The organism is Phycicoccus sp. 3266, from assembly GCF_031456495.1.
Lineage (GTDB): Bacteria > Actinomycetota > Actinomycetes > Actinomycetales > Dermatophilaceae > Pedococcus.
In genome coordinates, this window is the sequence record NZ_JAVDUW010000001.1 from 986,249 (window position 1) to 1,011,399 (window position 25,151).

Here is a 25,151-nt window from a genome sequence, read left to right on the forward strand (position 1 = left end):
CGTGTCGTCGGTCGTGTCGTGCGCTGAGGTGGCGTCAGCGGCCGGCGCTGAACCGCGGGAAGGCGCCGGCGCCGGCGTACACGGCCGCGTCGTCGAGCTCCTCCTCGATGCGCAGCAGCTGGTTGTACTTGGCCACGCGCTCGGACCGCGCCGGGGCGCCGGTCTTGATCTGGCCGCAGTTGGTGGCGACCGCGAGGTCGGCGATGGTGACGTCCTCGGTCTCGCCGGAGCGGTGGCTCATCATGCAGCGGTAGCCGTTGCGGTGCGCGAGGTCGACGGCGTCGAGGGTCTCGGTGAGCGAGCCGATCTGGTTGACCTTGACCAGCAGCGCGTTGGCGGTGCCCGAGGCGATGCCGCGGCCGAGGCGCTCGGGGTTGGTGACGAACAGGTCGTCGCCGACGATCTGGACCTTGCTGCCGAGGCGCTCGGTCATGGCCTTCCAGCCGTCCCAGTCCTCCTCGTCCAGCGGGTCCTCGATGGACACCAGCGGGTAGGACTCGACGAGCTCGGCGTAGTAGTCGATCAGCTCGCCGCTGCTCTTGGCGACACCCTCGAACTGGTAGGTGCCGTCCTCGTTGTGGAACTCGCTGGCGGCCACGTCGAGGGCGAGGGCGATCTGCGTGCCCGGCTGGTAGCCGGCCTTCTCGATCGCCTCGAGGATGAGGTCCAGCGCCGCGCGGTTGGACTCGAGGTTGGGGGCGAAGCCGCCCTCGTCGCCGAGGCCGGTCGCGAGGCCGCGCTCCTTGAGCACGGACTTGAGCGCGTGGTAGACCTCCGCGCCCCAGCGCAGGGCCTCGCGGAAGGACTCGGCGCCGATCGGCGCGATCATGAACTCCTGGACGTCCACGTTGGAGTCGGCGTGGCTGCCGCCGTTGAGGATGTTCATCATCGGGACCGGCAGGACGTGGGCGTTGGGGCCGCCGACGTAGCGGAAGAGCGGGAGGCCGGCGGACTCGGCCGCGGCCTTGGCGACGGCGAGCGAGACGCCGAGGATGGCGTTCGCGCCGAGCTTGCCCTTGTTGTCGGTGCCGTCGAGGTCGAGCATCACCTGGTCGACGAGCCGCTGCTCGCTGGCCTCGTAGCCGACGAGCTTGGGGTTGATCTCGTCGAGCACCGCGTCCACGGCCGCCTCGACGCCCTTGCCGAGGTAGCGGCCCTTGTCGCCGTCCCGGCGCTCGACCGCCTCGAAGGCACCCGTGGAGGCACCCGACGGGACCGCCGCGCGGGCGATGGTGCCGTCGTCGAGGGCCACCTCGACCTCGACCGTGGGGTTGCCGCGCGAGTCGAGGATCTCGCGGGCGCCGACTGCGTCAATGCTGGCCACAGACTTCTCCATCGTGGTGCTCCGAAGGGGTACGTCCCGAGGCTACCGGGCGAGCGGGTCGGCATCGACGACCGACCCGCTCGCCGGACCGGACCATTGGGACGTATGCCGCACAGCCGGCTGCGCGGCACACCTGATCCCGCCCTCCCCCGGGTCCGCGAGAGGGGCGCACCCACCTCGCGGAGTGCGGCGTCAGGCGGTCAGGCGCTGGTAGGCGGCCGCGATGGCGGCGCCGAGGTGGGCGTTGTGGCGCACCAGGGCGATGTTGGTCTCGAGCGACTGCCCGCCCGACAGCTCGACGATCCGGCCGAGGAGGAACGGCGTGATGTCCTTGCCCGTGATGCCCCGCTCGTCGCACTCGGCGAGCGCCTGCTCGATGAGCCGGCCGATCTCGGCGGCCGGGATCTCGTCGGCCTCCGGCACCGGGTTGGCCACGGAGATCGCCCCCTCTATCCCGAGGCCCCACTTCGCCCGCATCATGGCGGCGACCTCCTCGGGCGAGTCGACCCGCAGCGGCGCCGGGTGGCCGCTGGAGCGCGAGTAGAAGGACGGGAACTCTTCGCTGCCGTGCACCACGACCGGCACGCCCAGCGTCTCGAGGGTCTCGAGGGTCAGGCCGATGTCGAGGATCGACTTCACGCCCGCGGAGACCACGGCGACGTCGGTCCGGCCGAGCTCCGTGAGGTCGGCGGAGACGTCGAAGCTGTGCTCGGCGCCACGGTGCACGCCGCCGAGGCCGCCGGTCACGAAGACCCGGATGCCGGCGAGCGCGGCGAGGCGCATCGTGCTGGCGACCGTCGTGGCGCCGTGCACCTTGCGGGCCATGACGTACGGCAGGTCGCGCAGGCTCACCTTGGCGACGTCGGGTGAGCTGGCGAGGGTCTCGAGCTCGTCCGGCGACAGGCCGATCCGGGGCACCCCGTCGAGGACTGCGATGGTGGCAGGTGTGGCGCCGCCGGCGCGGATGATGCCCTCGACCTCGAGGGCCATCTCCACGTTGCGCGGGTAGGGCATGCCGTGGCTGATGATCGTCGACTCCAGGGCGACGACCGGCCGGCCGGCGGCCAGCGAGTCGGCGACCTCGTCGCGCAGGGCGAGGGACGGGTGCGGGGTGGTCATCGCTTCTTCTCCTGGCTGGGTCGGGGTGCGTGCCGGCGCAGCTCGGCGTCGACGAGGCTGGCGGTCAGGTCGGGGCGGACGGTCTCGGTGCTGGCCACGGTCAGGCCTGCCGCCGCCTGGCCGAAGCGCGCCGCCTCGACCGGGCTGTCGCCACGCAGCCATGCGTGGACGAACGCGGCGGTCATGGAGTCACCGGCGCCCGTGACGTCGGCGACCTCCACGCTGGGCGCGGCCAGCGTCGTCACCATGACGCGGCCGTCGTCGTCCCGGCTGCTGAGGATGCTGCCGCGGACGCCGCGGCGCACCCAGACGTGCGTGACACCACGGGCGTGGAGGACACGTGCTGCCCGGGAGATGGCGGCCTTGGTGTCGGCGACCGGCTCGTCGACGATGGCCGACAGCTCGTCGGAGTTGGGGGTGACCGCCAGGACGGGGCGCTCCGGCGACAGCGTGGCGGCGAGGTGCCGGGCCTTGGGGACGCTCACCGGGTCCAGGACCACCGGCACCCCGACCGCGTGGGCGAAGTCGAGCAGCCAGGCGGTGGGCGCGGCGGGGATGTTGCCGTCGACGACGAGCAGGTCGGCGTGGGCGAGCAGGTCGCGGGCCGCACCGAGCTGCCGGACGGTCAGGGCGTCGGTGACCGTCATGTTCGAGATGGCGACGAGCAGTTCGCCGGTGGCGTCGAGGACGGCGAGGTAGGTGCCCGTCGGGCCGTCGACGGGGACCATGTGGTCGACCACGACCCCGGCACTGCGGGTGAGCGCCACCACCTGGTCGCCGAATGGGTCGCGGCCGATGGGGGCGACGAGGTGGGTCGGGGTCCCGAGCCGGGCCAGGTTCTCGGCGATGTTGCGCCCGACCCCACCGGGGGTCGTGAACGCCTCCCCCGGGTTGGAGGTGCGCAGCTCCACCGCTGCCCGGGAGTGCGCCTTGATGTCCATGTTGGCGCCGCCGACCACGACGACCGAGTGCGCCGCCGCCCGCACGACGTAGCCGCGGCCCAGGATGACGCCCTTGCGGGTGAGGTTGGACAGGTGCACCGACACCGCGGCCTTGGTCGACCCGACGCGCTCGGCGAGGGCTGCGGTGTCGAGCAGTGGGTCGGCCCGCAGCAGGTCCACGATCTCGCGCTCGCGCTGCGTCAGGCTCATGCTTGGAACTCTAAGACATCTTCAGGAAACCAAACAGACCTCATCTCACGGGCGCGTCGCGCACAATGGCTCCGTGGCCCTGGCTGTGTGCCTGCTCTTCGACACCCCGACCGACCGCGCGATGCGGGGGTTGTGGGCCCGGCTCGAGGAGCACGGCATACCGACGCTGCTCACCCACACCCACCGCCGGCACGTGCCCCACGTGTCGTATGCCGTGTACCGCACCTTCGACGTGGACCGGGTGAGGTCGGCGGTCGCCGACCTGGCCCCCATCGAGCCGGTCACCCTGCACTTCGACGCGGTCGCGCTGTTCCGGCGGCGTCGCGCGGCCCTCGTCGCGGCCGCCACCCCGGAGCTCCTCGCTCGCCAGGCCGCCGTCGTCGCCGCCGGCGAGGCGACCGGCGCGGACCTGCACGTGCACTACCGCCCGGGCCAGTGGATCCCGCACGCGAGCCTCGCCACCAGCGTGCGGCGCGACGACGTCGCGACCGCCGCCACGACGGCCTTCGAGATCCTGCCCCTGCGGGCGGTCGCCGACCGGGTCGCCCTGGTCGACAGCAGCACCGGCCAGCGGTGGGACCTGCCGGCGCCCACCTGACGCGGCGCCCGGGTCAGGCCTGCTGCTGGTCGAGCCGGCGCAGCGCCCGGCGCAGCTCGGCCTCGGCGTCCGTGCCCTCGGCGCGGGCGCGCGCGACCAGGGCCAGCAGCTGGGAGGCCACGTCCTCCCCGGCAGCCGGCAGCGCGTCGCCCCGGCGCTCGAGCCGGGCGACGACCTTGTCCGCCGCGAGCAGCGCGGGCAGCGACGCCGGTATGCCGTGGAGCAGCCCGGCGTGCCCCGCCTCACCGCCGGCGTGCTCGGCCTCACCGCCGGCGCGCTCGGCCTTGGCCGCGCGCTCCTGGGCCTTGATGAGCTCCCAATTGCGCTCGACCTCCTCGGGCGTCGCAGCCGCGTCGTCGGCGAACACGTGCGGGTGGCGGCGGACGAGCTTGGCGACGAGACCGCCGGCGACGTCGTCGATGTCGAACGGCTGCTCGGGGTGCTCCTCGGCGACCCGGGACTGGAAGGCGACCTGGAGGAGGACGTCGCCGAGCTCCTCTCGCATGTGGTCGCGGTCGCCGGACTCGATCGCCTCGGCGGCCTCGTGCGACTCCTCGACGAGGTACTTCACCAGCGACTCGTGGGTCTGCTCGGCGTCCCACGGGCAGCCGCCCGGCGAGCGCAACCGGTCCATGACGGCCACGACGTCGAGCAGCCGGGCACCCTGGACGTCCCAGGATCCGACGACCACCTCGACCTCGGGCGGCTCGGGCAGCCTCGACACCTCCGCGGCGACGGCGTCCGTCAGGCCCGGGTCGGCATCGGCCGACGACACCCAGACGACCTGCCCCTGCCCCGCCCGGGCCACGAGGTCGCGGGCGAGGGCAGCGGGCGGCACGTCACCGGCATACGCCACCGGCACACCGGACTCCACGAGGGCGGCGGCCAGCGGCTCGTCGGCCCCGCGCGCCAGCACGTGGTCGGCCGCCTCGACGGCCTGCCAGGCGGACCGGCTCAGCAGCCCCGGTGCGACCCGGGGGCTGGCCATGAGCAGGCTGAGGCGGCCGGCCACGACGGCGCGTCAGCCCTGGGGCGTGGCGGTCGCCGTGGGCGTCTGCTGCTTGATCCAGTTGGGCGACGTCGCGTCGAACGCGATCCTCTTCGGGTCGAAGGTGCCGTAGCGGGGGTTGATCGTGATCTTCGCCTTGTGCAGCGCCTCGATCGCCTCGTTCTGCTGCTGCTGGTCCAGCGCCGAGGGGTTGTTGGGGTTGAGCAGGTCGCTCGTGCGGATCAGCTCCACGGCGGCCTCGTTGAGCCGGCCGGAGCTGTCGTCCATGCTCGCGCGCACCTGGCTGTCGGAGACGCCCTTGCCCGCGCGGTCGGCGACCGGCGTGACGAACGGGGCGTACACCAGCAGCGTGAGCGCGGTCGCCGTGTCGATCTGCGCGTTGGGCACGACCTCCTTGATGGAGGTCACCGCCTGCTGCACCTCGGTCTCGGAGATGCGCTCGCCGTTGACGACGGCGGCGGTGTCGGCGGTGGCACAGCCGGACACGGCCAGCACGCCGGCAGCCAGCACGGCCGCGGCGGACGCGCGCAGGACGCGAGTTGCGTTCACGAAGTTCCCTCTCTCGGTGCTCAACGGGCGGTCGCCGCTCCCTGACCGGCACCGACGCGGGCCGCGTCGGAGACGCTGCCCAGCAGCACGGCGCGGATGAGGTCGCTGGCCCACTGCAAGACTGCCGTGTCGCGCAGCGGTTTTCCACCCACCCGGGCCGTGGTCGGCTTCGGCACGAGAATGGTATGCACCGCGTCCTTGACCAACGACTTCGGGTACAGCCGCTGCAGCCGCAGCTGCGCCGACTCGGGCAGCTCGACCGGCCCGAACCGCACGTAGTTGCCCTGCACGGAGATGTCCGCGACCCCCGCCTGGCGGGCCACGGTGCGCAGCCTCGCGACCTCGAACAGGTGCTGCACCGGCTCCGGCGGCGTGCCGTAGCGGTCCTCGAGCTCGGCCACGATCTCGGCCAGCTGGGCTTCGTCGACGACGCTGGCGAGCTTCTTGTACGCCTCGAGCCGCAGCCGCTCCCCCGGCACGTAGTCGTGCGGAAGGTGGGCGTCGACCGGCAGCTCGATCTTGATCTCGGCCGGGGCCGTCTCGCCCTCGCCGCGGAAGTCGGCCACGGCCTCGCCGACCAGCCGGACGTAGAGGTCGAAGCCGACCCCGGCGATGTGGCCGGACTGCTCGCCGCCCAGCAGGTTGCCGGCGCCGCGGATCTCGAGGTCCTTCATGGCGATCTGGATGCCGGCGCCGAGGTCGGTGTGGCTGGCCATGGTCTGCAGCCGGTCGTGCGCCGTCTCGGTCATCGGCTTCTCGGGCGGGTACAGGAAGTAGCAGTAGGCCCGCTCGCGACCACGGCCGACGCGACCGCGCAGCTGGTGCAGCTGGCTCAGTCCGAGGACGTCGGCGCGCTCGACGATGAGGGTGTTGGCGTTGGAGATGTCCAGGCCCGTCTCGACGATGGTGGTGCAGACGAGGACGTCGAACTGCTTGTCCCAGAAGTCGAGGACGACCTGCTCGAGCTTGTGCTCGCCCATCTTGCCGTGGGCGGTCGCGACGCGGGCCTCGGGCACGAGCTCGCGGATGCGGCTCGCGCCCTTCTCGATGCTCGACACCTTGTTGTGGACGAGGAACACCTGGCCGTCGCGGAGCAGCTCGCGCCGGATCGCGGCGACGATCTGCTTCTCGTCGTAGGCGCCGACGTAGGTCAGGACCGGGTGCCGCTCCTCCGGGGGCGTGGCCAGCGTCGACATCTCGCGGATGCCGGTCACCGCCATCTCGAGCGTGCGCGGGATCGGCGTCGCCGACATGGCGAGGACGTCGACCGACGTGCGCAGGCTCTTGAGCTGCTCCTTGTGCTCGACCCCGAACCGCTGCTCCTCGTCGATGACGACCAGGCCGAGGTCCTTGTAGCGGATGTCCTTGGACAGCAGCCGGTGCGTGCCGATGACGAGGTCGACGCTGCCGTCGGCCAGGCCGGCGATCGTCTCGCGCGCCTCCTTGTCGGACTGGAACCGCGACAGGGCCTTCACCGTCACCGGGAACTGCTGGTAGCGCTCGGTGAAGGTCTGCAGGTGCTGCTGGACGAGCAGGGTCGTCGGGACGAGCACGGCGACCTGCTTGCCGTCCTGGATCGCCTTGAACGCGGCGCGGACGGCGATCTCGGTCTTGCCGTAGCCGACGTCGCCGCAGATGAGGCGGTCCATCGGCACCGTGCGCTCCATGTCGGCCTTGACCTCGTCGATGGACGACAGCTGGTCGGGCGTCTCGACGTAGGCGAAGGCGTCCTCGAGCTCGCGCTGCCACGGGGTGTCCGGGCCGAAGGCGTGGCCGCTGCTGGCCATGCGGGCGGAGTAGAGCTGGATCAGCTCGGCCGCGATCTGCTTGACGTAGCGACGGGCCTTGCTCTTGGTCTGCTTCCAGTCCGAGCCGCCCATCCGGTTCAGCGTCGGCTGCTCGCCGCCGACGTACCGGGTGACCTGGTCGAGCTGGTCGGTGGGGACGAACAGCCGGTCGCCCGGCTGGCCGCGCTTGGACGCGGCGTACTCGATGACGAGGTACTCACGGGTGGCGCCGCCGACGGTGCGCTGGACCATCTCGACGAACTTGCCGACACCGTGCTGCTCGTGGACGACGAAGTCGCCGGGCTTGAGCTGGAGGGGGTCGACCTGGTTGCGGCGCCGCGACGGCATCCTGCGCATGTCCTTGGTCGAGCCGCCCGTGCCGGTCGAGCCGGTCAGGTCGTTCTCGGTGATGACGGCGAACCTGCTCGCGGGACAGAGGAACCCGCTGCCCACCGACCCGTTCGTGAGGTGGACGACACCGTCGGTCAGGTCGGTGAGGTCGGCGTCGAGGCGGGCCGGCACGGACTCGGTGGCGAGCACCTCGGCCACCCGCCGGGCCATGCCGGGCCCCTCGGTGACCACGACGACGCGCCAGCCTTCGGTGACCCAGCGGCGCAGGTCGGCCACGGCGTCGGGGGTGCTGCCCCGGTAGCGCGGAGCCTCCTCGAGCCCGGTGTTGACCACGACCGCGTCGTCGGCGGCCGTCTCCTCGTCGGCGACGAACGGCGAGAGGTCCCACCACGGCATACCGAGCTCGGCGGCGTGGGAGCGCAGGTCGGCGACGGTCCAGAACGAGGCGGTGCCCAGCACGCCCTGTAGGTCGATCGGCACGGCGTTGCCCGCGGCGGCGTTGGCCCAGCCGGCGTCGAGGAACTCCTGGCTGGTGGCGACGAGGTCGTGGGCGCGGGTGCGCACGCGCTCGGGGTCGCACAGGACGACGGCGCTGCGCTCGCGCAGGGTGTCGAGGATGCTCTCCATGCCGTCGACGAGGGCCGGCGTCAGCGACTCCATCCCCTCGACGGCGATGCCCTCGGCGAGCTTGCCGAGCAGGTCCAGGGCACCTGGCAGCTGGTCCATGAGGGCCCGGGCGCGCTCGCGGACGGAGTCGGTGAGCAGGACCTCGCGGCACGGCGGCGCCCACAGCCCGTGCTCGGCCACCTCGAGGCTGCGCTGGTCGGCGACCTTGAACCAGCGGATCTCCTCGACCGTGTCGCCCCAGAACTCGACGCGGACGGGGTGGTCCTCGGTGGGCGGGAAGACGTCGAGGATGCCACCGCGGACGGCGAACTCACCGCGCCGCTCGACGAGGTCGGTGCGGGTGTATGCCGCGGCCGCGAGGTCCTCGACGACCTGCTCGAGGGGTGCCTCGTCGCCGGCACGGAGCGAGACCGGGGCGAGCTCGCCGAGGCCCTGCGCGAGCGGCTGGAGGACGGCGCGGACCGGGGCGACGACGACGTCGAGCGGGCCCCAGGTGGCGTCGGTGGGGTCAGGGTGGCGCAGCCGGCGGAGCACGGCGAGCCGCTTGCCGACGGTGTCGCTGCGGGGGCTGAGGCGCTCGTGCGGCAGCGTCTCCCAGGCCGGGAAGTCGGCGACGCGAGCCGGCTCGAGGAAGCAGCCGAGGGCGTCGACGAGGTCCTCGGCCTCGCGGGTGGTCGCGGTGACGACGAGCAGCGGCCGCCCCGACTCGCGGGTCATCGCCGCGATGAGCTCCGGGCGCGCGCCGGCGGCGACGCTGAGGTCGGCCGACGGCTCGCCGGAGCGGGCGACGGTCAGGGCACCGGCCACCGCGGGGTCGGTGGCGAGGACGTCGAGCAGGGGGGCCAGCGACACGGGGATATCTCTCCTGGGGCAGCACGAACGCCCCACCGCAAGGAGCAGGTGGGGGTGCTCCCACTGTAACCGCGACCGCGGACAGGGCACCCGGGCACGGGCGGTCGTGCACCCGGCCCACGACCGCCTACAGCATCGGCATGGGGTGCCGGCCAGCCGCCGCTCGTACCGTCGAAGGGCATGGGCAGACCGACCACCGGGGAGAGACCATGACCGCACGGACCCGCCTGGCCCTGACGAGCGTCGTGGCCGTCGTGGCCCTCGGCACCGCCGCCTGCAGCGGCGGCTCCGGGTCCGGCTCGAACAGCCACGGGACGGCCGCCCCGGCGGGCAGCTCGAGCTCGGGCACCTCGGGGCCGACGCCGTCCCGGACGACGGTCAAGGACACCCGCGCCGACGTCCCGCGGGTGAGCCCGGCGAAGCTGGCCGACGTGTCGTACGCCAAGGCCTCTGCGAGTCGCATGCAGCTGTTCAGCCCGGTGGCCAAGGCCTCGGGCGGCCTGGCGACCCAGCGGTCGGTCACGACCGTGCGGGTGGGCGGCAAGGATGCCGGAGTCGTGGCGGTCTACACGCTCAAGCCCGGCTCGTCGAAGAGCGCCACCTTCCAGGACCAGTACGTCGTGCAGCTGCTCAACGCCGTCTCCAAGTCGTCCTCCGAGCCGCGCTTCGTCAAGGTCGGGACGCAGGTCATGGCCCTGTCCACGGGCACGAGGTCCGTCGCGGGGTGGGTCAGCTCGAACCAGCTGGTCCTGGTGCTGCGGCAGGGCAACCAGCCCGACCTCGCAGCGCTGGCCGCGGCGGTCCGGGCGACACCGCTCAAGGGCTGACCGCCTGCCGCAGCGCCGGCGGCGGCGGTCCGGGCGACACCGCCCACAGGCTGACCGCTGCCGCAGCACTCCGCAGGGCAGCGGTGCCGGGCGACACCACTGGAGTGCGGCGGTCGTCCGTCATGGCGTGGTCCGTGCCGGTGCGTACGCATTCCGGCCGATGTCCCCACCCCTCCCCCCGGGTAGCGTCGGCCGTCAGTCGCACGTCCCCATGTGCAGGGCATGGGGGTCCGGCAGCTCGCGCACGACGGAGCCGCCGCGGCCCACCGTCGCCGTCCCCAGGGGGTCCCGTCCATGCGCGTCGTCCTCGGCAGGCTGCCCGGCACCGCGTGGCTCGGGATCGGCTGCGCGGTCTGCTTCGTCGCCCTGGGCCTGTTCGTGGCCACCGGCGCCACGCACGCCCTGGACGTCGCGACGACCGCCCGCCTGCGCCCGGGCGACGCCTGGGGCGGCGCCCAGGTCGCCGCGAGCCCGTGGATGGCGCGCCTGTCGCCCCAGCACATGGTGCTCGTCCTGGCCACCGCCACGGCCACCGCGTGCGCGTGGCGCAGGACGTGGCGGCCGGCACTGTTCGCCGCGGTGCTCGCCACGAGCGCGGTCGTGCTGACGGCGGCGGTCAAGCTGGCCCTGCAGCGCCCCGACCCGCACGGCTGGGTCGCACCCACCGGTGGCGCCTTCCCGTCCGGGCACGTGGTGGCGGTGCTCGTGTGCTGCGCCGGCTCGGTGATGGTCCTGTCCCCGCGGGTGCGCTGGTGGCACTGGGCGCCCGCCGTCCTGGCCGGAGCCCTGATGGCCCGGGCGCTCCTCGTCTCCGCCGCGCACTGGCCCAGCGACGTCGCCGGCGGCGTCCTGCTTGCCCTCGTGGTCCTCACAGGCGTCAGCCTGCTGCCGCTGCGCGGCGCGCCGCGACCGGGGCGCCGCAGCGCGGCGCCCGGTCAGCCGACGCGCTCGAGCCCGGCATCCACCTCGGATGCAGCTCCGTCGAGCAGGAAGCGCACCAGCCGCGGGGCGACGACCTCCGCGTCGTAGCGGTCAAGGAAGGCGGCCCGGGCCGCAGCGCCCGCCCGGGCGACCTCGGCGTCGTCCTCGAGCAGGTCGACCAGGACCCGCGCGGCCTCCTCCGCGTCGTCGAGCGGCCAGAACCGGCCCTCGTCGGGGTCCACGAAGAGCTCGCCGAGGGCGTTCTCGCGCACGGACACGACGGGCAGTCCAGCTGCCATCGCCTCCATGATGGCGAGCGAGGAGGACTCCGAGTACGAGGCATGCACGTAGGCCCGGTAGCCGGGTAGGCGCTGCTGCACGTCGGGCTGGAAACCCGGCAGCCGCAGCAGGTCCGAGACGCCCAGCTCGCGGGCGAGCGCGAGCAGGTTCCCCCGCTCGACCCCCTGCCCGAAGACGTCGAGGGTGTAGTCGTGGCCCAGCGCGCGAGCGGCGGCGAGGACGCGCAGGAGGTAGCGGTGGTTCTTGACCGCCTCGAGGTTGCCGACGCTCACCAGGTCGGCGGTGCGCCCCGCGGCGGCCGGCTCCACATCGCGCGCCGCGAGCGGTTCGGCGGCGCCCGGGTCCGCCGCAGCCGACTCGGGGCCCGGGTCGCTGTCGCCCGAGTCGGGGTCGCCCGAGTCGGCGGGGGTGACGTCCACGAAGTTGGGGATCACCGTGCCGGGCACCGTGTCGACCGCCGGCAGCCAGGCGCGGAGGACGTCGCGGGCCCACCGCGAGACGAACACGATCCCGTCCACCGCGGGCACGACCTCGCGCTCGGTCGCACGGATCCACCGGTAGACAGGCCCGCCCTTGTGGACCTGACCCTTGTCCGCCCACTCGTCGGCCTGGGAGATCCGGAAGTGGACGGCGAGGACCACCCGCTGCTCCGGGCCGGTCCGAGCTGCGAGGGCGGCCCGCGCGGACACCGGGCACTGGGCGTAGACCACGCAGGGACCCGCCCCGGCGAGGCGCTGCCGCAGGGCGCTGCGCAGGACGACCTCGTGCGAGGTGCGGTACCACCACACGTTGCCCGGCCCCCAGACCCGCTCGAGGACCACCCTGGCGCCGAAGGCCGGGGCGAGGACGAGCCGGCGCCACCACGCGCCCGCCGACCTCGCGTCCCCCGTGCCCGACACCCACGAGTGCGGGGTCACGAGCTCCGCCGGCGTGCCGGTGCGGTCGAGGTAGCGGCGCAGCTGCCGGACGTGGGTGTGCACCCCGGTGATGCCGCGCTCGCGCGCCACCATCGCGACGACCAGCGGCAGCGGGCCCGCCGCCGCGGCGGCATCCCGTGGCTGCTGCAGCGTCACGTCGCCGCCCTGCGCACGACCCCGAGCTGGCGCATCTTCGCGTCGGCATCGGCGAGCACGTCGTCCAGGCCCGGCATCCCCTCGAGCCAGGCGGCATACTCCGCGACGGAGTCGGCGGGGATCCGCTTGGGCTCCCAGCCCAGGTCGCGCAGCGCGGAGATGTCCGAGTGGATGTGCCGGGTGTCGCCGAAGCGGTACTCCCCCGAGACCCGCGCCGGCAGCTCGGACCCGTAGTGCGCCCGGACGACGTCGGCGAACTCCGCTGTCGTGTATGCCGTGCCGCCGCCGACGTTGAACACCCGGCCGGCCGCGCGGTCGTCGGTGAGCGCGAGCTCGTTCGCGGCGACGACGTCGTGGATGTTGACGTAGTCGCGGACCATGCCGCCGTCCTCGTACAGCGTCGGCGCCGAGCCGAGCAGGTAGTGCAGGCAGAAGATGCGGCAGGCACCCGAGTAGGCGTTGTAGATCGACTGCCGCGGGCCCTGGACGATGCTGTACCGCAGGGCGACGGTCGGGATGTCGTAGCGGCGGCCGAGGTTGACCGCCACCATCTCCTCGCCGTACTTCGACATCCCGTAGGCGTTCTGCGGGTGCGAGAACGACTCCGGGGTGAGCAGCATCTCCAGAGGGCCGCCGCACTGCGGACACCGGTGGTCCCACTCCCCCCTGGCGAGAGCAGACTCCGGGCGCATGTCCGGGGCCTGCGGTCCGTCGACCGGACAGGAGTACAGGCCCTCCCCCATGGCCGACTGCGACGAGGCGACGACGACCCTCTGCAGGTCGAGCCCCTCGGCCACCGCGACCTCGTAGATCAGTGCCGTGGAGACGACGTTGGTGGAGGTGAACCGCGAGAAGTCGGTGAGGTAGTCCTGGTAGGCGGCGAAGTGGTAGACCGCGTCGACGCGCCGCAGCAGGTTCGCGAGCAGGTCCTTGTCGCGCACGTCGCCCACCCACAGCTCCGCCCCGGGCGTCAGGTAGTTCGGCTTGCCGTCCCGGTGGACCGGCGCGGTGAGCGCGTCCAGCACGACGACCTCGTGCCCCAGCTCCACCAGGCGGTCGGCGGTGTGCGAGCCGATGAAGCCGGCGCCTCCGGTGACCAGGATCCTCATCGTCCGCTCCTCATCGCGTGGACCTCGCGGTAGACCTCGAGGGTCGCCTTCGCCGTCTGCGCCCAGGTGAACTCGCCGGCGCGGGCCAGCCCGCGCGCCCGCAGGCCGTCTGCCGACCCCATCGCCTCGAGGATGGCGCGGCCGATCGTCTCGGGCGCCTCGGGATCGGCGAGCACCGCTGCGCCACCGGCCGTCTCGGGCATCGCGCTGCGGTCCGACGTCACCACCGGGCACCCGCAGGCCATCGCCTCGAGGATGGTCAGCCCGAACGTCTCGTTGTGCGACGGGTACACGAACACGTCCGCGGCCCGGTAGAAGTCGACCGTCTCCTCGAGCGCCACGCCCCCGACCCACACCACGTCCTCGGCGATGCCCAGCTCCTCGGCGAGGGCGTGCAGCTGCGCGACGTATGCCGTGTCGCGGCCGGGTCCCACGACGACCAGCTTGTGGCCGTCGAGGTCGCCCTTGACGAGGGCGAAGGCACGCAGCAGCCCCTCGCAGTTCTTGTAGGGCCACAGCGAGGACACGAAGAGCACGAACGGCCCGTCCACGGCATACCTCTCGGCGAGGCGCCGTCGCGCCTGCTCGGGGTCACCGGGCCGGAACACCTCGTGGTCCACGGCCTCGGGGATGAGCCGCAGCTTGGCCGGGTCGACGTCGAGGTGCTTCTCCACCTCGGCCCGCAGGCTCTCGGAGTTGATGATGATCGCGTCGGCCACGCTCGCGGTGCGCGGGTAGCCGATGCGCCGGTACATCCGGGCCGCGGCGCCGATCGCCTCCGGTGCCGTGAACGCGTGCATCGTCTTGAAGTGCGCGACGAGACCGGGCGCCGGCTTGACCATCGGCGCGATCAGGGTGTTGAAGACGTCGATCCTCTTCAGGGGCAGGCGGATCGGTGCGTAGAGGTGCTCGCTGAGCGTGCGCAGGTTCCGCCGCTCGTTGGACCACGGGAAGGTGACGTAGTGCACCCCGCGGCCGTAGCCCTCGTGCATCGACCGGGTCCGCGGGCTGACCAGCAGGTGCAGCTCCTCGTCCTCGGTGAGGTTGGCGGCCATCTCGGGGATGACGCGGGTCCAGAACCAGTGCGCTCCGGAGGGGTGGTCGGGGTCGTCGGTCAACAGGTTGATGGCGACACGCATCGCTCAGAACACCGCGCTCTCGACCGCCGCGGGCTCCATGTGCGACTGCCGGACGTACTGCGCCAGCAGGTGCATGCAGGCCTGGTGGCTGTCCTCGATGACGCCGTAGTTGAGCGAGTCGACGTGGATCGACACCGTGGCCAGCTCGCGCGACGGGCCGCCGCTGAAGCCGGTGAGCGCGATGGTCTCCACGCCGTTGGCGGCGCACCACTCCAGCGCCCGGACGATGTTCGGCGAGCGGCCCGAGGAGCTGACGGCCACGACGACGTCGCCGGCACGCGCCTGCGACTGCAGCTGGTACTCGAACACGCTGTCGTAGCCGATGTCGTTGGCGATCGCGCTGAGGATCTCGACGTTGGTGCTCAGGCTCTGCACGCGGGTGAGCAGGTCGGTGCCGATGCGCACACCCTTCACGTGGTCGCACTGGAAGTGGTTGGCGATCGAGGCCGAGCCGCCGTTGCCGATGGAGAAGACGGTCGCGCCCCGCGTGTATGCCGCGTCGAGGATCCGCGCGGCCGCCTCGAACCGGCCCTCCTCGACCGTGGCCAGCGCGCGGGTCAGCTCGCCGGCGTAGTCGCCGGCGAACCAGGAGGCGTCGCCGTAGGCGTGGTCGGGGAACGCGCTCGCCGCGGCCGGTGCCACCGGCGTCGCCAGCTCGGCGAGGATCAGCTCGACGGCGTCGGCGAGGCTCGCCACGCCCGTGACGCCGGGCTCCGCCGGCTCACCGCTGCCGACGAGGAGCGGGGAGGCGCCGACGGCTCGCGCCAGGCCGACGTCGCAGGCGCTGTCGCCCACGACCCACGAGCGGGCGAGGTCCAGCTCGAGCGCACCGGCGGCGGCGATCGCCATGCCGGGCCCCGGCTTCCGGTCGGCGCTGGCCCGGGCGAACGGCGCCACCGTGCCGTCCGGGTGGTAGGGACAGGAGAACCACGCGTCGACGTGCGCGCCACCACGGGCCATCTCCGCAGCCATGTGCTTGTGCACCAGCTCGACGTCCTCGAGCTCGTAGTACCCGCGGGCGACCCCCGCCTGGTTGGTCACGACGGCGACGGGGACACCGGCCGCGTTGAGGCGGGCGATGGCCTCGATCGCGCCGTCGAGGAACACCACGTCGTTGACCGACCCGACGTAGCCGCTGTCGACGATGATCGTCCCGTCCCGGTCGAGCAGCACGCCCCGGCCGCCTTGTGCACCAACCATGTCCGTCTCCCGTGCGCCGTCGTCAACCGGTCGCCCCCGCGACCGCAGCCACCGGCACGGCTCGACCACCTCGGTCGACTCGCGCCGCGTCCCGGCGTCCCCGCTCCGCGACCCGTGCGGAGTCGGTCGCGGACGTCGGTGCGCCATGGCTGATGAGCACTCGAGAATCGTCGTCCCGCGGCCGGGTGTGCGGCACGGTCCCCGGTACTACGAGGCCCTACTGCACGTGCAGTAGCCCGGGCGGCTCCGGGGCGCCGCCCGAACCACGACCGGAGCCGCGGGCGCGGCGCACGGCATACCGCGACACACGGCGCGCGGCGCACGGCATACCGCGGCACTCCCCGGCTGCCGAGGCCTCAGGCGCGCACTGGCCGCTGGGCGTGCGGCGACGGCGCCGACCGTCTCGACCGGACGAAGCGGGCGCGCAGCGCATCGGGCTGTGGCGCGAGGAGGGAGGCGGCGACGAACAGGTCCAGCAGGTACGGCGACGCGTCCCCCGGTCCGACCTCGGTGAAGGAGGAGGTGATGCAGTACACCGTGAGGAACAGGGCGGTCGCCCGCCGCAGGCCCCGCACGTGCGTCGCCGCCATCAGCAGCAGGAGCAGCAGGAACGCCACCTGCATGACGATCCCGAACCAGCCGAGGTCGATGTAGGTCGCGACCCAGTTGCTGTCGACGGGCAGGCCGTTGAAGGACTTGTTGGACAGGCCGTTGCCGAACAGCTGGTTGACGAGGGGCCGCTGGCCCTCGGTCGCCGCGCTCCACACCTTCGTCCTGCCGGTCAGCTCGGCGGCGTCCTGGGCGCTCTGGCCCCGCGCCAGCCACTTGACGATCTGGGGGGCGAACACCGTGCCTCCGACGATCGCCGTGACGATGGTCCAGACCGAGGTGCGCCGCACCCGCGCGTGCCCGAGGAACAGGCTGGCCGAGCCCACGGCGAGGCCAACGACGCAGCCGAGCAGCGCCGTCCGCGTGTGGGTGCCGAGCAGCACGCCGACGCTGACGACGATGGCCAGGGCGGCATGGCGGCCCCCGATGACACGGCACATCCACAGCAGGGCGGTGGTGCCGAGGAGCACCGCGGCGTAGTGCGCCACTTGCGGCGCCGGCATGGGCCAGATGGTCCCGGACAGCCGGCCCTGGTCGCCCATCGCGGTGCCCGGCGAGATCACCAGGCCCAGGACGACCGACCCGACCGCCGCCCACAGGCACAGCCGGTGCACGCGGAGCAGCAGGAGCTCGCGACGGCCCCACCACGGGGTCAGCAGCCACAGGGCGAGCACGAAGCCGCAGAGCCGGATCGCCCGGTACGTCGAGCCCACGATGAACTCGCTGTGGATGCTGACGATGAGCGCGACGACCGCCATCGTCGACACGAGCACCAGGAACAGGTTCGGGCGGATGACGATGCGCGGGTTGACGAGCAGCGCGAGGACGATGGCGAGGAGCAGCGAGCCCTGGGCGATGGCCTGGTTCATCGCGTGCGGGATCGGGATGACCGACGCGGCGCCGAAGGGCGGGAGCACGTTGAGGAGCAAGGCGCCCCAGGCCAGGATCAGGAGCCTCGGGACCTCGCTCGCCCTCGCGCGCAGCGAGACGGTGGCTGCCCGCTCACCGGCCGGCAGCAGCCTGGCGCGCGCGGCGAGGCTCACGGCTGCGGGACCAGGCTGCGCGGCACCGCCTCACCGAAGGCCACCGCACCGAAGCTCTCGTCGGTGCGGTCGGCCCCGACGAGCATGGCGAACGGCAGGGCGAGCCCGGCCGCCCTCACCAGCTCGGCGGTGGTCTCGAGCAGCTCGGCCGAGGAGTCGCCTGCGGTGACCAGGGGGACCACCTGGCAGACCCAGGACCGCAGGTGCTCGGCGTCGATGCCGGGGTCGACCTCGACGAGCGCCAGCACGACGTCCGCCTGCTCCCACGCCTCGCGCCAGGGCACGTCGTCGGGCAGGTCCACCGGTCCGCCACGCAGGGCTGCCGGTCCCGTCGCGAGGGCCGGGACCCCGGTGGGACGGAAGACCACCGCTCCCGGTGCGCTCGACCCCGTCTGGCCCCGGGGCGCGCGCCGGCCGGTGCCACGGCGCCGCGCGAGCGCGCCGGAGGCGCTGAGGTCCACGACGAACGGGGTCCGGCCCCGCGCGCGCAGGCTGGCGTCCAGCGAGTCGACGACCGCGGCGGCGATCCTGGGGTCGCCGATGGCCGCCAGGGCGACGCCGTGCGTCGGACCGGTCGCCGCGAGCAGCCGCCCGCCGTCAGGAGGCGCCGACTCCTCGAGCAGGGTCTCCAGCCCCCTGACGAGGACGTCGAGGTCCCCGCGCCGGGTGCCGACGTCACTCGTGGCGCGCCGGCGCCCGCGGAGGCGGCGCACCAGTCGTGAGTGCGACGCGACGCTGTACCGGACGGGGGCGTTCATCGCGAGGGCCACGTCCTCGCGGCGGCGCACCTTGGTCGACGTGAGGGCGCGGAACAGCACGAACCCCACCCCCAGTGCCGTGCCGCCGATGAGGCCGGAGACGAGGTCGAGGGCCGCCGTGCGCTTGAGCGAGCCCTTCACGGGCTGGGCCGCGTCGATCACGTGGGTCGAGGACACGGCCGCGTCGGTCGTGAGGGCGGCATCGGCGATCGACTGCTGCATGTCGTAGATCTGGGACTCGAGCTGGCTGCGACGCGTCAGCAGCTCGGTGGCGCGGGTCTGGTTGCCGCCCTCCTGGCTCGCCGTGGCGTACTGCGCGTTGATCTGCGACACCTCTTTCTCCATCGCGGCCACGCGCGCCTGGTAGCCGTTCACCAGGCCGCTGCTCAGCGAGCGCAGCTGGGTGGCACGGAAGTCGAGGTACACCGACGTGAGGGCGGCCGCACGCTTGACGGCCGACTCGGTGTCGGGGGCCGACACCGTGATGGTGAGGACCTCGGTCGTCACCGGCTCGGCCGTGATCGTGGCGCGGAAGGCCTCCGGCGTCAGCGGCAGGTCCAGCTTGGCCACGGTCCGGGCCGACACCTCCCGGGTCGTCAGCAGGCTCACGTCCGTCGACATGGCCGACTGCGCCTCCATGTTCGCCGGGTGGGCCATGAGCAGGCTCACCGAGCCCTGGCTGGGCGGGGGCACGAGGACGACGAGCGCCAGCCCGACCAGGGCGCCGGCCGCGGACACCGAGGCCCAGGTGCGCCAGTCGCGGCGCAGGGAGTTGCGCAGGTAGTGCCAGGTGCCCATGAGGGGGCGGGGCGCACCCGTCAGGTCGGCGTCCCCGTCCTCGTCCTGGATCCGCCAGGTGGCGTCGATCACCGCAGCCTCCTGCGTGCGTCGAGGGCGGTCGCCTCACCGGCGACCTCAGAGCCGGTCATGAGCGAGGGCAGCACGACGTGCTGGGCCCGCTCGGCGGGCGCCAGGCGACCCGTCGTGCGGTCGAGCGGGTCGGCGTCGACGACGACGATGCGGTCGATGGGGTGGCCCGAGTCGTCGGCGGCGAGCGCCGCCCGGGCGAGCTCGTCGGCCGTGGCCGCTCCCGCGGTGACGGCGAGCAGGACCGCTGCCCGGTCCGAGCCCTTGAGCTGCACGTGCGGCCGGACCCGGTCGATCACCGCCAGGTCCACGGACAGGTCCCCGGTGGCGTGGGCGCTGGCGCGTGTGTCCACCGAGAGACCGGGTCGGGGCTGCGCCTCGGTCGGTATGCCGGCGCAGGCGGCCCACAGCGGGTCACCCGCATCGTGGGTCTGCGCCGTGACGAGCCGGGTCCGCAGACCCGTCGAGGCTGCGAACGAGGCGAGCTGCGGGCCGATGGCGAGCGCCCGCATGTCCCCCGCAAGGGTGATGACGACGACGTGCGAGGGGCCGGCGCCCGTGTCGGGCTCCGGGACGAGGCTCCCGGGGTGCCCGGGCGTGAGCAGGCGCACGACCTGCCGCAGCGTCCACATCTCGACGTTGTCGGGCGTGTAGGCGCCGATCAGGGTGGTCCAGGCCGCCACCGACTTCGGGGCCCGGCTGCGCAGGGACGCGACGACCGGGATGCCCACCGCGTCGGCAATCTCGTCCCGGGAGCGCATGCTGCGCTCGCGACGGCCCCGCACCACGATGACCCCGGCCACGACGAGGAGGTCCAGGCCTGCCCCCGCGAGGCCGTTCAGCCCCATGCGCAGCGCGAGCGGGGTCCGCTGCGCCGGCGACGCCTGCTGGATGACGCTCGCGCTGGGGGCCGCCGAGGTGTCGCCGCTGCCGGCGCCCGCGGCCTCCTTCTCGATCTGGTCGAGCTGCAGCACGAGGTTGGCCTGCTGGGCCGTCAGCTCGGCGAGCGCCGCGGCATCCGCCCGGCCGGCCGTCGACGTCGGGGACTCGGTGCCGATGCGCGTCTGCGCGTCCTTGATCTCGCGCGTGACCGAGTCCAGGCTCGACTTGAGCGTGGTGGACCGCTCGTTCAGCGCGCTCTTCTTGTCCTGGGTCAGGGAGTTCGCGGCGTCCTTGAGGTACTGCAGCTCGGCGTTGGCAACGGCGTTGGCCAGGGCCTGGGCTCGGGCCGGTGTCGCGCCAGTCGCGGTGATGGTGAGCACGTCCGTCGTCGGCGACTCGACGGTCACGAGACGCGAGACCTGCTCGCCGTGCAGGGGCGGCGACAGCGCCTGTCCCGCCGGGCCGAGGACGGCCTGGCTCTGGGCGATGGCGACCTGGGTGTCGATGCTGTGGCTCGAGGCCGCAGCGTTCGACCCGGGGGCCGCGGACGGGAGGAGCACCATGCTCGTGCTCGTGTATGCCGGGGGCTGCACGTAGGCGGTGGCGGCACCGCCCGCGGCACCCAGCGCCGCTGCTGCGACGAGGACACCGGCGCGGCGGCGCAGGATGGCCCACGTCGACCGGAGGTCGATCACCTGCTCGCTCATCGCCGTCCTTCCTGCCGGGTCGTTGTGGGTGTCCGGGTGCCGCCGTCGGTCGCGCCGACCAGCTGGTGCGTCGCCTCGATGTCGCGGGTCGCTGCGAGGTCGAGCGTGGTGGTCAGGACGAGCTCCCCGTCCAGCGAGCCGGAGCCGACCAGGGTGGTGGCCGGGACCCGCTCCCCGAACCGGGGTGAGTACCAGCCGAGCACCGGGTCCGTCCCGCCGCGGTGGGCGGTCCAGCCCAGCTCCCCGGGGAGCCGCAGCCGAGCGGTTCCGCGGCCGGAGGGGCCGTCCCAGGACAGCTCGGCGACAGGGCCGTCGAGCGCAACCTCCACGTCGGGGCCGAGGTGCCAGGCGAGCCGCACGGCGTGCGGGCGCGAGGACGTCAGGGTGTCGCGCACGGTGAGCAGCCGCCCCCGCGTGTCGAGCCGGACCTGCCGGTCGTGGCGCAGCGCCGGGTCCAGCCTTCGGTAGCCGGTGTGGTGCGCCGACCAGGCCTGCACCTCGCCGTCGAGGTCGCACTCGTCGACCACCGCGTCCGTGCGGGTCGACCACAGGAACGGGCCGCCTTCGACCGACTGGCTCTGCCCGTCGACCTCGATCGTGTTGTGCGCCACCGTGGAGCGGAAGTACGACCGCCACTGCGGCTCGCCGTGGTAGCAGTAGGTGCCGGGGTCCGCGAGCAGGTCCACACCGTCGCACCGGACCTCGACCGACAGCGCGTCGGCGTGGCCGTGGGCCGCCATCGCGCCGAACCCCTGCGGTCCCCCGTCGCAGCGGCACCAGATCTCGGGAGCGCCGTCCCGCGTCCGCAGCAGGTGGAAGCCGGCGTCGGCGAACTGCACGGGCGCACGGTCCGGCCGGCCGGCGACGGGGTGCTCCTGCGCCGACCCGGCCAGCGAGCCGAGCAGCACCGAGCCCACGGTTGCAGGCACCGGCTGCCACCACGGCCGGGGTCCGACGACCGCCGCACCCCACGCCAGCAGCGAGGCCCACGGGTCGCGCTCGGGGTCGTCGACGACCAGGCCGCGGCCCTCGTCACCGTCTCCCTGGCGCGGGGGCCGTCCGGTGCTGTCGACCATCGCGGCAGCCGCGTCGAGGGAGGAGGCCAGCAGACGGCGGGTGCCGGCACCCAGCGGCTCCCCCGCCGCGTCCGCCTCGACCAGGCCCAGCAGGCCCAGCTCGGCGACGAAGCGGTGGTAGTCGCTGGCCTGCTCCCGGTTCACGCCGCTGGGGAAGGTGTTGGCCCGCAACGAGGACTCGAGGCTGGCGGCCGCGGACCGGCGCCACCGGCCGCTCTCCTCGAACCACGGGAACGCGCACGCCGCGGAGAGCCGGCCGACCGCCTCGGCGACGAGGTGGTTGTTCGAGGAGGAGCCCCGGCTCCGGAAGGCGGCGAGGTACTCCTGGTGCCAGCGCAGCTGCCGCAGGGCGTCGGGGTTGTCCTCGAACAGGGCGGGCGCACCGGCCCAGCCGTCGAGCAGCCGCCGCACCCACACCCAGCTCACGAGGCGGGTGCCCAGCTCGATCCCGCTGGTCCAGTGGATGCCAGACAGGAACGGGTTGGCCGCCCACCAGGACCGGAGCTGGCGGTCCACGGCCACGGCATACCGGTCGTCGCCGGTGAGCCACCACGCAGCGGCGAGCACGGTGAGGTGGTGGTGCCGCGACAGCTCCCACACGGACTTCACGTTGCCTGTGACGGACTCGTCCCTGTGGTCGACGCGGAAGGCGAGCAGGTCCTGCGGTGCGCGCCGCCCGGTCACGGGGTCGGCGAACCAGTCGGGGTCGGCGACGTCCGGGCGCGGCACGCCGAGGACCAGCCAGTGCCCGGCGAGGATGCCCTCGGCCGCAGCGAGGACGGCCTCCCGTGCGGCGGCGGGCACGTCCTCGCGCGTGCCGGCCGGCACGGTCGAGGTGAACCGACGCCGGCCGAGGACCCCTGGGACGCCGTCGACATCGGCACCGCCGGGCGGGACGGCTCCGGGGGCGACCCGGCGACGCGCCCACGCGAGCTGCCGGGCGCGGTCACCGACGCGCGCACCGACCTCGCCGGGCGACATCGCGCGCAGCCGGCGGGCGTACCAGGACAGGGACCTGCTCACAGCTTGACCGGCCCCCCTGAGGTCAGGCTCTCCTCGACCGCGATCGTGGCGAGGGTCGTGGAGACCAGCGAGTCCAGGCCGATCGGCATCGGGGCCCCGGTCCGGACCGCCTCGACGAACGCGGCCACCTCGGCGCGCTGGCCCTTGTCCTGGCCCGCGTAGGACCGCTTGACGTCCTTGCCGGACCGGCTCCAGACCGTGGCGCGGGTGAAGTTGTCGAGCCGGGCGTTGCGGCCCGCCCCGGAGACGTCCATCGTCTCCTTCGGGAAGCGGGCGTTGCCGTCCGTGGCGTACGTCAGGGTCGCCAGCGAGCCGTCGGCGTACCGCAGGGTGGCCTGCAGGTCTGCGCCGTCGCCCGTCTGGAACGCGGTCACCTCCACCGGTGCCGACCCGATCCACGCACCGACGGTGTCGATGAAGTGGCCGCCCTCGCCGAGGAAGCGGGACCCTTCCTGCTCCTCGTTGAGGTACCAGCTGCCCGACGAGAGCTCGCCGGCGTTGACGAGGTAGCGCACGCTCACCGGTCCGGCCGTCGGGCCGAACCGCCGCCGCAGGTCGGTGAACAGTGGGGCGAACCTGCGGTTGAAGCCGACCATGACCCGGTCGTTCCCGGTGCGGTCGACGGTCTCCAGCACCCGGTCGACCTGCTCGGCGGTCAGCGCCAGCGGCTTCTCGACGAACACCGCCTTGCCTGCCTCGAGCGCACGGCAGACGAAGTCGGCGTGCGAGTGGTGCCGCGTGACGACGAAGACGGCGTCGATGGCGGGGTCCTCGAGCACGCTCGAGGCGTCGGTCGTCAGGGCACGGAAGCCGAACTTGCGCTGCGCGTTCACCGCCGACAGGGACCGGGTGGTCGCCACGGTGCCGAGCGTGGCGGCGGGCAGCTTCGCGAGGTGCGGCAGCAGCATCGAGCTGGCGTACGCGCCCGCGCCGATGAAGCCCAGCCGCACCGTCCCGCTGTCCGTGCCGGTGCCGGTCCGCTGCGACGTGCCGGCCGTCCGCGGTGCAGCCACGGTGCGGGTGTGTGCCGTGGCCGGCGCCGCCGCGGCCGGCGCCTGGTCGGCGGCCTCCGGGTACTCGAAGAGGAAGCCGATGCCCTTCAGCGAGCCGTCGCGCAGCTGTCCGTAGACCGACTCGGCGTCGGCGATCGGGTGCGTCCCGGACACCAGCGGGCCGACGTCGACCGAGCCCGCGGCGAGGAGCTGCAGGAAGCACTCGAGGTTGCGGCGCTCGGTCCACCGGACGTAGCCGGCCGGGTAGTCGACGCCCTCGAGCTCGTACCGGTCGTCGTAGCGGCCCGGTCCGTAGGAGCGCGAGAACCGGACGTCGAGCTCCTTCTCGTAGTAGGCGTTCCACGGCAGGTCGAGCTTGGTCTTGCCGATGTCCACCACGCGCGCGCGGTCGCGGGCGATCCGGGCGGCGAGCTCCACCGGGCCGTTGCTGTCGCCGCCGGCGGCGAGGAAGACGTGGTCGGCGCCCAGGCCGCCGGTCGCGGCGGCGATCGCGCGCTCGAGCGCGACGCCGCCCTCGCCGTCGGGCGTCCCGCTCGCGATGGCGCCGGCCTCCTCGGCCATGGCGCAGCGTGCGGGCACGGTGTCGACACCGACCACACGGACCCCCGACGCGACGAGCAGCCGGACGACGAGCTGGCCGATGAGGCCGAGGCCGATGACGCACGCGAGCTCGCCGAGCTGCGGCTCGCTGCGACGCACGCCCTGCATGGCGATGGCACCGACCGTGGCGAAGGCCGCGTGCTCGGGGGCGACACCGTCGGGGACTCGGACGCACAGGTTGCGCGGCACCCAGTTGAGCTCGGCGTGGAGCGCGAACTCGTTGCCGGCCGCGGCCACGAGGTCGCCGACCGCGAACTCCTCCGCGCCGGCGCCCACCTCGACGACGACCCCGCACAGCGAGTAGCCCAGCGGGGTGTAGCTGTCGAGGGTGTTGATGGCCTTCTTGTAGGTGGCGACCGGACCCTGCTGGGCCATCGAGTCGAGCACCTTCTTGACCTGGTCGGGCCGGGCGCGCGCCTTGCCCAGCAGCGACAGCCGCGCCTCGGTCACCTTCATCATCTCGGTGCCCGTGGAGATGAGCGAGAACAGCGAGCGGACCAGCACACCCCCCGGCTTGCACGACGGCACCGGGACGTCGAGCACCGTCAGCTCGCCCGACCGGTAGTTCTGTGCGACCTGCTTCACGACGCCTGCCCCCTGCTCGTGCTGTTCCCGCTGTCGGTGCTGTTCCTGCTGT

The 25,151-nt window shown here is 73.4% G+C and carries 18 protein-coding genes; 3 read left to right on the forward strand and 15 right to left on the reverse strand.

Annotation, left to right across the window (positions count from 1 at the left end):
* Nucleotides 1-34: 34 nt before the first annotated feature.
* From eno to J2X64_RS04750, 3 genes are all read right to left on the reverse strand, one after another.
* Nucleotides 35-1,324, reverse strand: a complete 1,290-nt coding sequence (gene eno / locus J2X64_RS04740; protein ID WP_310150362.1) for a phosphopyruvate hydratase — start codon at nucleotides 1,322-1,324, stop codon at nucleotides 35-37.
* Nucleotides 1,325-1,516: 192 nt separating this feature from the next.
* Nucleotides 1,517-2,443 (reverse strand): pseudouridine-5'-phosphate glycosidase, encoded by a 927-nt coding sequence (locus tag J2X64_RS04745; protein WP_310150365.1) that lies wholly within the window; start codon nucleotides 2,441-2,443, stop codon nucleotides 1,517-1,519.
* The gene (locus tag J2X64_RS04750) at nucleotides 2,440-3,594 is read right to left on the reverse strand and encodes a carbohydrate kinase (protein ID WP_310150368.1); all 1,155 of its coding nucleotides are present in this window, start codon (nucleotides 3,592-3,594) and stop codon (nucleotides 2,440-2,442) included. The genes J2X64_RS04745 and J2X64_RS04750 overlap by 4 nt, the downstream gene beginning before the upstream one ends.
* A gap of 73 nt (nucleotides 3,595-3,667) precedes the next feature.
* On the opposite strand from J2X64_RS04750, the gene J2X64_RS04755 reads away from it, so the two are divergent.
* Nucleotides 3,668-4,192 (forward strand): 2'-5' RNA ligase family protein, encoded by a 525-nt coding sequence (locus J2X64_RS04755; RefSeq protein ID WP_310150371.1) that lies wholly within the window; start codon nucleotides 3,668-3,670, stop codon nucleotides 4,190-4,192.
* Nucleotides 4,193-4,205: 13 nt separating this feature from the next.
* On the opposite strand, the gene J2X64_RS04760 is transcribed toward J2X64_RS04755, so the two are convergent.
* Genes J2X64_RS04760 through mfd form a run of 3 tightly spaced genes read right to left on the reverse strand, consistent with a single transcriptional unit; the run spans nucleotide 4,206 to nucleotide 9,367 of the window.
* Complete coding sequence (locus J2X64_RS04760) at nucleotides 4,206-5,204, reverse strand: MazG family protein (protein ID WP_310150374.1); 999 nt, start codon at nucleotides 5,202-5,204, stop codon at nucleotides 4,206-4,208.
* A 9-nt stretch (nucleotides 5,205-5,213) separates the two neighbouring features.
* Entirely contained in the window at nucleotides 5,214-5,750 is a 537-nt protein-coding gene (locus J2X64_RS04765) for a hypothetical protein (RefSeq protein ID WP_310150377.1), read from the reverse strand.
* Between the two features lie 20 nt (nucleotides 5,751-5,770).
* Complete coding sequence (mfd, locus tag J2X64_RS04770) at nucleotides 5,771-9,367, reverse strand: transcription-repair coupling factor (RefSeq protein ID WP_310150380.1); 3,597 nt, start codon at nucleotides 9,365-9,367, stop codon at nucleotides 5,771-5,773.
* Between the two features lie 209 nt (nucleotides 9,368-9,576).
* On the opposite strand from mfd, the gene J2X64_RS04775 reads away from it, so the two are divergent.
* Together J2X64_RS04775 and J2X64_RS04780 are read left to right on the forward strand one after the other, a co-directional pair.
* A complete protein-coding gene (locus tag J2X64_RS04775) occupies nucleotides 9,577-10,194 on the forward strand; it encodes a hypothetical protein (protein ID WP_310150383.1) in 618 nt (205 codons plus the stop codon).
* Between the two features lie 294 nt (nucleotides 10,195-10,488).
* Nucleotides 10,489-11,223, forward strand: a complete 735-nt coding sequence (locus J2X64_RS04780) for a phosphatase PAP2 family protein (protein WP_310150386.1) — start codon at nucleotides 10,489-10,491, stop codon at nucleotides 11,221-11,223.
* Here J2X64_RS04780 and J2X64_RS04785 read toward each other — a convergent pair.
* From J2X64_RS04785 to J2X64_RS04825, 9 genes are all read right to left on the reverse strand, one after another.
* On the reverse strand, nucleotides 11,130-12,488 hold the full coding sequence (locus tag J2X64_RS04785) for a glycosyltransferase family 4 protein (RefSeq protein WP_310150388.1): 1,359 nt from the start codon (nucleotides 12,486-12,488) through the stop codon (nucleotides 11,130-11,132). The genes J2X64_RS04780 and J2X64_RS04785 overlap by 94 nt on opposite strands.
* Entirely contained in the window at nucleotides 12,485-13,597 is a 1,113-nt protein-coding gene (locus J2X64_RS04790) for an NAD-dependent epimerase/dehydratase family protein (protein ID WP_310150391.1), read from the reverse strand. Before J2X64_RS04790 ends, J2X64_RS04785 begins: the two co-directional genes overlap by 4 nt.
* Nucleotides 13,594-14,736 carry a glycosyltransferase family 1 protein gene (locus J2X64_RS04795; protein ID WP_310150395.1) on the reverse strand — a complete coding sequence of 381 codons (1,143 nt, stop codon included), beginning with the start codon at nucleotides 14,734-14,736 and terminating at the stop codon, nucleotides 13,594-13,596. The genes J2X64_RS04790 and J2X64_RS04795 overlap by 4 nt, the downstream gene beginning before the upstream one ends.
* Nucleotides 14,737-14,739: 3 nt before the next feature.
* On the reverse strand, nucleotides 14,740-15,936 hold the full coding sequence (locus tag J2X64_RS04800) for an HAD-IIIA family hydrolase (protein ID WP_310150398.1): 1,197 nt from the start codon (nucleotides 15,934-15,936) through the stop codon (nucleotides 14,740-14,742).
* A 356-nt stretch (nucleotides 15,937-16,292) separates the two neighbouring features.
* Nucleotides 16,293-17,588 carry a hypothetical protein gene (locus J2X64_RS04805; RefSeq protein ID WP_310150400.1) on the reverse strand — a complete coding sequence of 432 codons (1,296 nt, stop codon included), beginning with the start codon at nucleotides 17,586-17,588 and terminating at the stop codon, nucleotides 16,293-16,295.
* Nucleotides 17,585-19,216 (reverse strand): hypothetical protein, encoded by a 1,632-nt coding sequence (locus tag J2X64_RS04810; RefSeq protein ID WP_310150403.1) that lies wholly within the window; start codon nucleotides 19,214-19,216, stop codon nucleotides 17,585-17,587. Before J2X64_RS04810 ends, J2X64_RS04805 begins: the two co-directional genes overlap by 4 nt.
* Entirely contained in the window at nucleotides 19,213-20,802 is a 1,590-nt protein-coding gene (locus J2X64_RS04815) for a Wzz/FepE/Etk N-terminal domain-containing protein (protein ID WP_310150405.1), read from the reverse strand. The genes J2X64_RS04810 and J2X64_RS04815 overlap by 4 nt, the downstream gene beginning before the upstream one ends.
* Nucleotides 20,799-22,901 carry an alginate lyase family protein gene (locus J2X64_RS04820; protein WP_310150408.1) on the reverse strand — a complete coding sequence of 701 codons (2,103 nt, stop codon included), beginning with the start codon at nucleotides 22,899-22,901 and terminating at the stop codon, nucleotides 20,799-20,801. Before J2X64_RS04820 ends, J2X64_RS04815 begins: the two co-directional genes overlap by 4 nt.
* Nucleotides 22,898-25,099 carry a bi-domain-containing oxidoreductase gene (locus J2X64_RS04825; protein WP_310150411.1) on the reverse strand — a complete coding sequence of 734 codons (2,202 nt, stop codon included), beginning with the start codon at nucleotides 25,097-25,099 and terminating at the stop codon, nucleotides 22,898-22,900. The genes J2X64_RS04820 and J2X64_RS04825 overlap by 4 nt, the downstream gene beginning before the upstream one ends.
* Nucleotides 25,100-25,151: the final 52 nt, after the last annotated feature.